Annotated in this window: 8 protein-coding genes and 1 tRNA gene; 3 read left to right on the top strand and 6 right to left on the bottom strand. The window is 39.3% G+C overall.

The genetic code is table 11. The annotated features are described in order from the left end of the window. From F935_RS11405 to F935_RS11390, 4 genes are all read right to left on the bottom strand, one after another. Positions 1-75: transfer RNA gene (locus F935_RS11405), tRNA-Gln, on the bottom strand. After that, the gene (gene ispE / locus F935_RS11400) at positions 74-907 is read right to left on the bottom strand and encodes a 4-(cytidine 5'-diphospho)-2-C-methyl-D-erythritol kinase (RefSeq protein ID WP_016139070.1); all 834 of its coding nucleotides are present in this window, start codon (positions 905-907) and stop codon (positions 74-76) included. Before ispE ends, F935_RS11405 begins: the two co-directional genes overlap by 2 nt. A gap of 18 nt (positions 908-925) precedes the next feature. Continuing rightward, positions 926-1,504, bottom strand: a complete 579-nt coding sequence (gene lolB, locus F935_RS11395; protein ID WP_016139069.1) for a lipoprotein insertase outer membrane protein LolB — start codon at positions 1,502-1,504, stop codon at positions 926-928. 4 nt (positions 1,505-1,508) lie between these two features. After that, on the bottom strand, positions 1,509-3,218 hold the full coding sequence (locus tag F935_RS11390) for a tetratricopeptide repeat protein (RefSeq protein WP_016139068.1): 1,710 nt from the start codon (positions 3,216-3,218) through the stop codon (positions 1,509-1,511). 88 nt (positions 3,219-3,306) lie between these two features. On the opposite strand from F935_RS11390, the gene hemA reads away from it, so the two are divergent. Then, positions 3,307-4,590 (top strand): glutamyl-tRNA reductase, encoded by a 1,284-nt coding sequence (hemA, locus tag F935_RS11385; protein WP_016139067.1) that lies wholly within the window; start codon positions 3,307-3,309, stop codon positions 4,588-4,590. On the opposite strand, the gene F935_RS11380 is transcribed toward hemA, so the two are convergent. Both F935_RS11380 and F935_RS11375 read right to left on the bottom strand, forming a co-directional pair. Next, positions 4,587-6,461 carry a DNA primase gene (locus F935_RS11380; protein ID WP_016139066.1) on the bottom strand — a complete coding sequence of 625 codons (1,875 nt, stop codon included), beginning with the start codon at positions 6,459-6,461 and terminating at the stop codon, positions 4,587-4,589. The genes hemA and F935_RS11380 overlap by 4 nt on opposite strands. A 157-nt stretch (positions 6,462-6,618) precedes the next feature. Further along, positions 6,619-7,782 carry an outer membrane protein assembly factor BamD gene (locus F935_RS11375; protein WP_016139065.1) on the bottom strand — a complete coding sequence of 388 codons (1,164 nt, stop codon included), beginning with the start codon at positions 7,780-7,782 and terminating at the stop codon, positions 6,619-6,621. A gap of 71 nt (positions 7,783-7,853) precedes the next feature. Between F935_RS11375 and rluD the strand changes: the two genes are divergently transcribed. Both rluD and pgeF read left to right on the top strand, forming a co-directional pair. Continuing rightward, positions 7,854-8,906 (top strand): 23S rRNA pseudouridine(1911/1915/1917) synthase RluD, encoded by a 1,053-nt coding sequence (rluD, locus tag F935_RS11370; protein ID WP_016139064.1) that lies wholly within the window; start codon positions 7,854-7,856, stop codon positions 8,904-8,906. A gap of 10 nt (positions 8,907-8,916) precedes the next feature. Next, the gene (pgeF, locus tag F935_RS11365) at positions 8,917-9,654 is read left to right on the top strand and encodes a peptidoglycan editing factor PgeF (RefSeq protein ID WP_016139063.1); all 738 of its coding nucleotides are present in this window, start codon (positions 8,917-8,919) and stop codon (positions 9,652-9,654) included. Positions 9,655-9,693: the final 39 nt, after the last annotated feature.

The raw sequence follows: 9,693 nt of genomic DNA, 5'->3' as shown, positions 1-9,693 counted from the left end.
TGGCAGGGGCGGCTGGATTCGAACCAACGGATGCCGAGATCAAAACCCGGTGCCTTACCACTTGGCGACGCCCCTAACATGTAACCTTAAAATGATTAAGAGGAGATTCTTTTAAACTATTTACCAAGTAAGATTTACATGGTGAATGGTTAAGAATTTCATCAATATTCATTTCATTCGTTACTTCAATAAAAACACAAGCACCTGTACCTGTAAGCTTTGCTTGACCAAACTGATCTAAATATCGCATTGCTTCTTCTACTTCAGGGTATAACTGCCGAGCTAATGGCTCAAAGTTATTTCCAAAATTAGAAGGTTCTAACTGATAGGCGCAAAATTTAGTGGTCTTAGAGTCTCTTGTCAATGTTTTTTGTGAAAAAAGCAATTGAGTGCTGATAAAACAATCAGGTTTTAAAATAATGAACTGTTTTTGATCTAAGTCTATGAATGATAAATGTTCACCTATACCTTCAGCCCATGCATTTTTACCATAAATAAAAATAGGAACATCGGCACCCAGCCTCACACCATAGTCCGCAAGTTGTTCCTGATTTAATCCACATTCCCATAATTGATTTAACACAATTAGGGTTGTGGTAGCATTGGATGAACCTCCGCCCAGACCTGCACCCATTGGAATATTTTTTTCAATTTTGATGTGTAGACCGCAGAATTTTTTTGCATGCGGTCTTAGAATTTGAGCAGCCCGATAAATCAGGTTGTCTTCAGGCTGGACTTCACTCAATCCATCAATTTCGATGTGTTCATCCAAAGTCGGTGTAAATGTCATCCAGTCATATAAATCAATAAGTTGGAAAATGGTTTGTAACTCATGATAACCATTTTCGCGTCGGCCTGTAATATGTAAAAACAGGTTGAGTTTAGCTGGAGAAGGAACTCGAATCATAGATTTATATAATTAGATTTAGCGGTTTTGGATGGCCATTGTAATACGGTTTTCTTTATCTTCAGCAAGAGCTTGCTTTAAAACTAGCTTGTTTGGCAAAGTTTGTTCGCCATCATAGCTGAAATTAACCGTCCAGCCATCTTCAATGAGTTGGTTTACACGATTTTCATTATCTTTACTGATCTGAGCATTTAAGGTTGCAGGTTTGGCCAAAATCCAGCTCGTTAAATGAGTGATTGGTGCTTGCCAACCCGTTGCACGCTCTAAAAGTTCTTCTGGAGAGGCAGCAGTAATTAATCCAGTTTTTGAACTATTTAACTTCACTTCACCAGGTTTACCCTGGATTTGAGTTTTTCCTACACCTAAAATACCGCTTAATTCAATATCAAAATTATCTTGTTGTTGAACCCATGTGAAAAAAGCACTGCCAGTTTGCTGTGGTGTGCGAACCCCGATTTTACCTTGTAAATTGAAGTGTTTTTCATCTTGAACTTGTTGGGTAACCGCTGGTTTAGGTTGAGTAAAATGCTGACAACCGGTTAGAAATAATACACTTGACCCACAGATCGCTGTGCACAGTTGGGCAAATTTGCTCATATATTTAACTCTTTTTTGCAGATGTAGGTAAAATTAACGCATCAAGCTGTTGTAATTGTGGATCATTGGCATGTTTTTGTTTCAGTTGTTGTAACACAGCGCTAAATTGAGTTAATGATCCTTGCATATACAATGCTTTAGCATAACGAACGCCAATATTTATATTGTGGCTAAGTTCATAAGCTTTGCCCAACGCCTCTGCCGCAGCTTCATAATCATTCTGTAAAAATGCAATATAACCAAGCGTATCAAGAATTGAGGCTTGTTCTGGCGCATATTCTAAGGCTTGCTCTGCATATTGACGCGCTTCTTTTAACCTACGGTTTTGCAGGGCTAGTGTATAAGCATATGCATTGAGGTAAGTTGGACTGTTAGGCTCAAGTTGTAATAATTGCTTTAATGTTTTGTCGAGTTTATCGCGGTCAGTATATGGATCAAGTAATAAAACTTCTGCGTAAATGAGTTCCGGATCATCTGGTAAATTCTTTATCGCCTCATCTAATAAATTTAATGCAGCTTTTTTATTGCCCATTTTCTTTAAGATTTCAGCTTGAGCTTGATATAAGAAACTTGCATGTTGAGGATAATTTACGCGTTCTTGAGTAAGGAACCGTAAAGCATCATGTAAATTTTCTTGTTTATCATATATTGCAATCAGATTGCGTCTGGAAACAACGTATAAACTGCCATCAACTAAACGATAGTATGCTTTTGCGGTTTCATAATGCTGTTTGCGTTCTGCATTAATGGCTAAATAGTAATAGGCTTCATTTTGATATTTTGCAGAGTTTCGTAGGTCAACAAGATATTGTTCTGCTTTGTCATATTGCTTTAAATCAATACTGGTTAAGCCTGCAATAAACAATGCTTCTTCAGCTTTAGGATTGGCTTCTATAACGTTTTCGAGCTTTTCTAAAGCCAGTTGAGATTGATTCAGTTGTATAAGATAGCGAATTTCAGCTAAACGAATGTCTAAATTTTTCTTATATTTACGACTGGATTTTGCATACCATTTAAGCGCACCTTCTTGATCGCTAAGAGCAATGAGTAGGTTTGCTTTCATTAAAATAAAGCTCGTCACTTTAGGACGTCGGCGTAATGCTTTGTTAATGTTGGTTAGAGCAGATTCTAATTGGCCATTTTGGGCTTCTAAGTTGGCGATGAGCGCTAAAATAGAAGGGTTATCTTTTTCTGCACTAGAACGTAAAGCTGTTAATAATACATCTCGATCTTGAGCATTTTCTGGGGCGATACTCGCTAAAATTTGTTCTAAATCAGCAGTTGGATCTATTTTTAAAATTTTATCTAATGTTTCAGCGGCAAGCTGGTATTCATGTGTTTTTAAAGCGATATGTGACAAATAAAATAAAGCAGGGACATCTTTGGGTTCTTGGGCTACCCAATGTGTAGCAATGTTTAAAGCAGCTTGAAAATCATTATATTCAAGAGCAACGTCTAAAGCCCGCTGTTTAATTGAAGTAGAGTTACTTTTAATTGCGAGGACTGTGTAATTGTGCAAAGCGTTAGGAATATCATCATAAGCCAGAGCAAATTCAGCGACCATAGTTTGCTCTAATGCCTGATCAAAAGAATGCACGGCATAGGTCTCTTGCACAGGACGTGCATAGACATGCGAGGACATGCTACCTAACAATAAGAATGTGGTAGAATACTGTCTTATCGAAGCACCGTTAAAATTAATACGGCTATTCATTTGACGCAATTTTTATTGATCCAAAGTAATGCTTTTTATGACACCGATGTTGCACAATAGCATAAATTTAGCGAAATGATGATCTGATATGTCTTTCTTTGCATTGGGTGTCAACCATCAAACAGCTTCTGTCGAACTCCGCGAAAAAATTGCTTTCAATGCAGAGCGATTAAGTCGTTTGTTTGCCGAACAAAAACATCATCAAAACTTAAAGGATTTGGTGGTCGTTTCGACGTGTAACCGCACAGAAGTGTATGCCATGGCGGAAAATGCCGAAAGCCTTCTGAAATGGTTAGCCGATGCCAATAATATTGATGTACAGCACTTAATTCATCATGTTTATCGTTACGAGAACACGCAGGCAATTACACATTTAATGCGAGTGGCGAGTGGTCTAGACTCTCTCATGCTAGGTGAGCCACAAATTTTAGGGCAGGTTAAAAGTGCTTTAGCATTGTCTAAAGAAGCTCAAACCGTCTCTCCTGAATTAAACAGTGTTTTTGAATATGCTTTTTATGCAGCTAAACGTGTACGTTCCGAAACGGCGGTGGGTAGTCATGCAGTTTCGATGGGGTATGCGGTTGCACAATTAGCTTTACAGGTCTTTAGTAAGCCAGAAAAACTTACAGTAATGGTTGTTGCTGCGGGTGAAATGAATAGTTTGGTTGCTAAACATTTGGCTGAAATGGGCGTCGCTAAAATTATTATTTGTAATCGTAGCCGTGAGCGTGCTGACCAATTGGCTCAAGAGATTTCACATCAAGTTGAAGTTGAAATTATTGATTTTGCAGCATTGGCTGAAAATTTGTATCGTGCTGATGTTGTGTCGAGTTGTACTGGGAGTTTATATCAAGTTATTGCTTATCCAGATGTTAAGGCTGCGTTAAAGAAACGTCGCTATCAACAAATGTTAATGGTTGATTTAGCAGTGCCTCGTGATATAGATCCTAAAGTTGAAGCACTTGATGGCGTCTATTTGTATGGTGTTGATGATTTACAAAGCGTGATCGATGAGAACCTTGCTCAACGACGCCAGGCTGCTGTTGAAGCAGAAGTCATGGTTAATCAGTTAGCTACCCAGCTAATTACTCATCAAAAAGTTAAAGAGGCTGGCAGTACAATTCACGCTTACCGCCAACATAGTGAAGAAATTAGCCAACAAGAGCTTACGCATGCATTAGAGGCTTTGCATCATGGTGAAAATGCTGAACAAGTATTGCAGCAATTCGCGCATCGTTTGACGCAAAAGCTGATGCATCCGACATCTATTTTGCTACGTGAAGCTGCCAAGGCAGAAAATCCTGATTATTTAGAATGGCTACAACAGCATTTACAGGATGTGTTTGATCATGAGCGTAAGCCAAAACATTAAGACAGCAATCTTAAGCTAATTTGTTTTGTTAGTTCATTGAGTTGTTGTCTTAGATTTCTTGATTCAATCAGTGAAATTGGCGACTTAAGCTTTTGACGTAAGTATCTTTCTTTTAGGCCTAAAGCATATTCTTGAGCTAACTTGTCAGCCACTTCAGGTGCCTGTGTTAATGCCTGTATATTGGTTCTTTGCATAATATCGGCAATTTCATGACAATAACTACTACAAGCACCAAGCACATAATAAGTTGCTAACTCTTGATCATCTGGTAAGTCATCAAAAATACGATTTAAAATAGCCAGAACTTTTGCCAACAATTCATCTTGCTGAATATAGGCACGTAACCCTTCAAAATGAATATAAAGAAAAGGGTGATTCATTAAAATCGCGATCGCGAAGTCTTCATCTTTAGTGTGAATATTAAATGAGAGCGAGGCATCATGGCTGATTTGTGGTGTAAAACGTTTACCTAATCCGAGTTTTTCACGGAAAGATTGATTAAGTAAATAACGGAAAGAGCCCTGTTTGGGTAATAGTTCAGTCAGTTCTCTGAGTTCTCCCATGACTAAGCTTTTGCCTTCTGGGGTGCTAATGTCGTGTTGACCCGTTAAATGGGCAAAGACAAAATCAGACAGAAGAGGGGCCTGTTGTAATAGCTTCTGGAAATTTTCAAGTCCTTCACGACGGATAAGAGAGTCAGGATCGTGGTCATTCGGTAGCACGAAAAATTTGAGTTCGCGCCCATCATTGAGAAGTGGTAAAGCAATTTCTAATGTTCTACGTGCTGCTTTTTGACCTGCAGCATCACCATCAAAAGCAATGGTAATACGGCTATTTTGTTTAAATAAAATATTAAGATGTTCTGTATTACTTGCAGTCCCTAAAGTTGCGACGGCACCTGTAATGCCATATTGCTGAAGCGCAATGACATCCATGTAGCCTTCAACCATTAACCAGTCGCTAGACTTAAGTTTTCTACCTTCATAAAGCCCATAAAGCAGCTGATTCTTATGAAATACTTCTGAGTCCGGAGAGTTGATGTATTTAGGTTTGATTTCATCATTTAAAGCACGTCCCCCAAAACCAACAACGCGACCTTTAGGGTCTCGAATCGGGAAAATAACGCGGTCACGTAATAAGTCAAAATCACGACCATTATCGCTTGAACGGATAAGTCCAAGTTGTTTTAAACCATCAATATCATAAGGAAAAGCTTTTTCTAAATGTTGCCAGTCTTCTGGAGCATAGCCCAAGCGCCAAAACTGAATAGTCTGATTAGTTAAGCCACGTTGTTTAAAGTAATTTTTTGCCTTTTGACTATTAGGTAATTGATGCTCATAGAACTGAGCAATATTTTCCAGTAAGTCATATAAATTACCTTCTTGAACTGGTTCATCAAAACTAAAAGGCTGCTCAAATTGAGCAAATGGGTCATCAAAAAACACAGGTTCAAGCGTGTTATAGTTTTCATCAGTTGGTTGTTGCGGAATTGGAGTTACAGGCTCTGCTGTATTTGCTTTAGCAACTGGTGCTTTCGTAACCTGGCGGGTATAAGACAGCTTTTTATTTTCAGTATTATCTTTAGGTAATTCGACTCCGGCGCTACTCGATAACTCCTTCATCACATCTATAAAATTTCGGTTATCAATATCCATGAGAAAACGGATCGCGTTACCGTTGGCCTGACACCCAAAGCAGTGATAATACTGCTTGTCACGATAGACATGGAACGATGGGGATTTTTCTTGATGAAAAGGGCAACAGCCGGAATATGTACGTCCCGTCTTTTTCAGTTTCACACGCTGACCAATCAAATCGACAATATCTGTGCGATCTAAAATTTGATCAATCGTATGTTGTGGAATTGCCATAATTCAAATAACCGTATTAAAACTGATGAGAGAGTGGGTCAGAATATTCTGACATGATGAGGCAAGATCTACACAATAAATATTTTAATATTTTATAAAAACAAACAGGCAAGTGGTATCACTTGCCTGTTTATTGGTGCTTTTTAAAATTTGTAACTTATTGAGCTGCGTCGTTAGTACCTTGTGTTGCATCATCTGATTGAGTATCAGTTGATCCATCTGTAGAACTAACAGCAGGGGCAACAGTTGTATTTTCTGCTGGTTGTGGCTCAGGTTTATCTAATAAACCGAAGCTTAAACGATTTGTCCAACTACGCTCTGACTTTGGAGCTTCAACAGTTGTTTTTTCTGGTTCTTCAGTTTCTTCTTTATTCGAATTACCAATTAAACCAAAGCTTACGCGATTGAGGAAACCACGTTTTGGAGCTTCTGCTTCAGCTGTGCTTTCTGGCGTTGCAGCCGTAGATTCACGACCAAAAATACCTAGAGTTGCACGGTTAATCCAGTTGCCTTCTTTACGCGCAGCACGCATGTTAACTGTGCCGTCTTTTTTCACCAAGTTAGGGTAATTAAGCTTTAAAACTTCAATATATTGTTGTGAAGTCGCTTTATCGCCTAATTGGTTATAGCTATATGCCAAAGTCGCTAATGCTTCTGGAACTTGAGGCGTTTGTGGATAGTGTTCAATTACCCATTGTGAACGTTCGGCAGCTGCGATCCAAGCTTTACGTTTAATGTTAAAGCGTGCAGCAGTCATTTCATTTTCAGCAAGCTCTTGTCCAATAAATTTCATGCGCTGAGCGGCATCAACTGAATATTGGCTACTTGGAAAACGACGAATTAAATCAACAAAATTCTGATAAGCAACTTTTAAATAACTCACATCACGGTGAGATTGTTGCAAAGATGTATAGCGCATCAAACTGTCGTAGTTTTGCTCCATATTCGCTACAGCACGAACATAGTACGCATAATCTACATTTGGATGTTGAGGATTTAAACGAATAAAACGTTCAGCTAAGGCAATCGTGCCTTCATAATCTTTTTGTTTAAATTTTGAATATAGAAGTTCAAGTTGTGCTTGTTGTGCGTATTGCCCAGTCGGATAATAAGTATCGATTGCCTCTAAAGACTTGGTCGCATCAAGATATTGACCGCGGTCAAGCGACTTTTGGGCCTTTTCAAAGTAAGCTTGTTCACTAGATTGGGGGCCACTATCGACCACTTCTTTTTTACTTGGATTGCTGCTACAGCCCACAAATGCAGACGCTAAACCTAAAGATAAGGCAAGCATCGTAATTTTATAACGTGGTAGCGACATAAAAACTCCTCTGTTATGTTGGGCAATGAGCTACAATTGCGCTATTAAACCACTTTTATCTCAATGATCAAATGACTTCAACACAATCTTCAAACACAAACTTATCTGAAACCGACTTCAATTTACTTGAAGATTCTGAGGATGCAGATAACCATACTTCTGATACAACTGCAACACGTTTATCGTTGCAAGTTCAGTTAGATGAAACCTATCTGGGACAACGCATCGATCAGGTTGCGGCCTTGGTGTGGAATGAGTTTTCACGTGAAAAGCTTAAACAATGGTTGAAGGATGGCCATCTGTTGGTGAATGGTAATATTGTCAAGCCTAAGAACCGTTGTGAAGGGACAGAGCTGCTTACACTCGAAGTTGAGCTTGAAGCTCAGACCACGAGTCAACCTGAAAATATTCCACTTAATATTGTCTATGAAGATGACGAAATTTTAGTCATTAACAAGCCAGTCGGTATGGTGGTACATCCAGGGGCGGGCAATAGTTCTGGAACTTTAGTGAATGCTTTGCTTTATCATTTCCCTAAATTGTCGGAACTTTCTCGCGCCGGTTTAGTACATCGTATTGATAAAGATACTAGCGGTTTGTTAGTTGTTGCCAAAAGCCTTGAAGCACAATTTTCTTTAAGTAAACAGTTGGCAAATAAATCGGTTTACCGCGTATACGACTTGGTTGTTTATGGCAATGTTATTGCTGGCGGTACGATTGATGAGCCTATCAAGCGTCATCCAGTTGACCGTGTGAAAATGGCGATTTTACCGGGCGGGCGTGATGCTGTGACCCATTACAATGTAAAAGAACGCTTTAAAGATTTTACTCGTGTACAAGCTCGTCTTGAAACAGGTCGAACTCATCAGATTCGTGTCCATTTTAGTTATATCGGTTATGGACTGATCGGTGATCAGATTTATATGAACCGTGTACGTGTACCAGCAGGGGCGTCTGAATTACTCATTGATACTTTGCGTGGTTTTAAACGCCAAGCATTGCATGCAGCTAAATTGGGTTTAAAACACCCTCGTACTGGTGAAGAAATGCTATTTGAAGCGCCGTGGCCTGAAGATTTTACACATTTAGTAAATGTATTACGTTCAGAAAACGCTGCATACTAAGGACGCGTATATGGAATTTGTTCAAGGTTTACCTCAAGGCGTATGTGTAGGACAGACACGTGTCCAACATCCTTTTGCATTAGCAACGGATCAACTTGAGTTGTCTGGCTTTAATCTGGCTTTACATGTCAACGATGAGGCACAACGTGTTCAGCAACATCGCATGATATTGCTAGATGAGTTTGCTAAGTTCGGTGTTAAAAAAATGACATGGATGACTCAAACACATAGTACGATTTGCCATACAGTAAATGAACAAATTCCTTTTAAGGCTTTAATTGGTGATGGTTTGGTCACTCAAACCAAAGGCCATGCTTTAATGATGATGACTGCTGATTGCTTACCTGTTGTGTTGGGTAATGCCGAGGGTACCGAAGTCGCAAACTTACATGCGGGTTGGCGTGGTTTAGCAGGTGGGATTGTTGAAAACACAGTTGCCGCTATGCATCGCCCTCCAGCTTGGGCATGGTTAGGAGCTGCGATTAGCCAACCTTGTTTTGAAATCGGGGCTGAAGTAAAGGCTGCTTTTTGTGATAAGTATCCTGAATTGGAAACAGCTTTTGTTGAGGGCGCAGCTCCAAATAAATTTCATGCAGATTTATATGCAATTGCACGTTTTATTTTGCAGAGTCTAGGTGTGAAGCAGGTTTTAGGTGGAGACCAATGTTCATATCAACAGAGCGATGAATATTTTTCTTATCGTCGTGATGCAAAGACTGGGCGTATGGCTACCTTTGTTTTTATCTAAGCTTCATAGATAACAGTAAATTCACTCTCTTATTTTGTA

This window comes from Acinetobacter calcoaceticus ANC 3811, assembly GCF_000399665.1.
In the GTDB taxonomy this organism is placed as follows: Bacteria; Pseudomonadota; Gammaproteobacteria; order Pseudomonadales; family Moraxellaceae; genus Acinetobacter; species Acinetobacter calcoaceticus_B.
The sequence above is the reverse complement of the archived record's forward strand: the minus strand, read 5'-3'. Positions and strand labels throughout refer to the sequence as shown.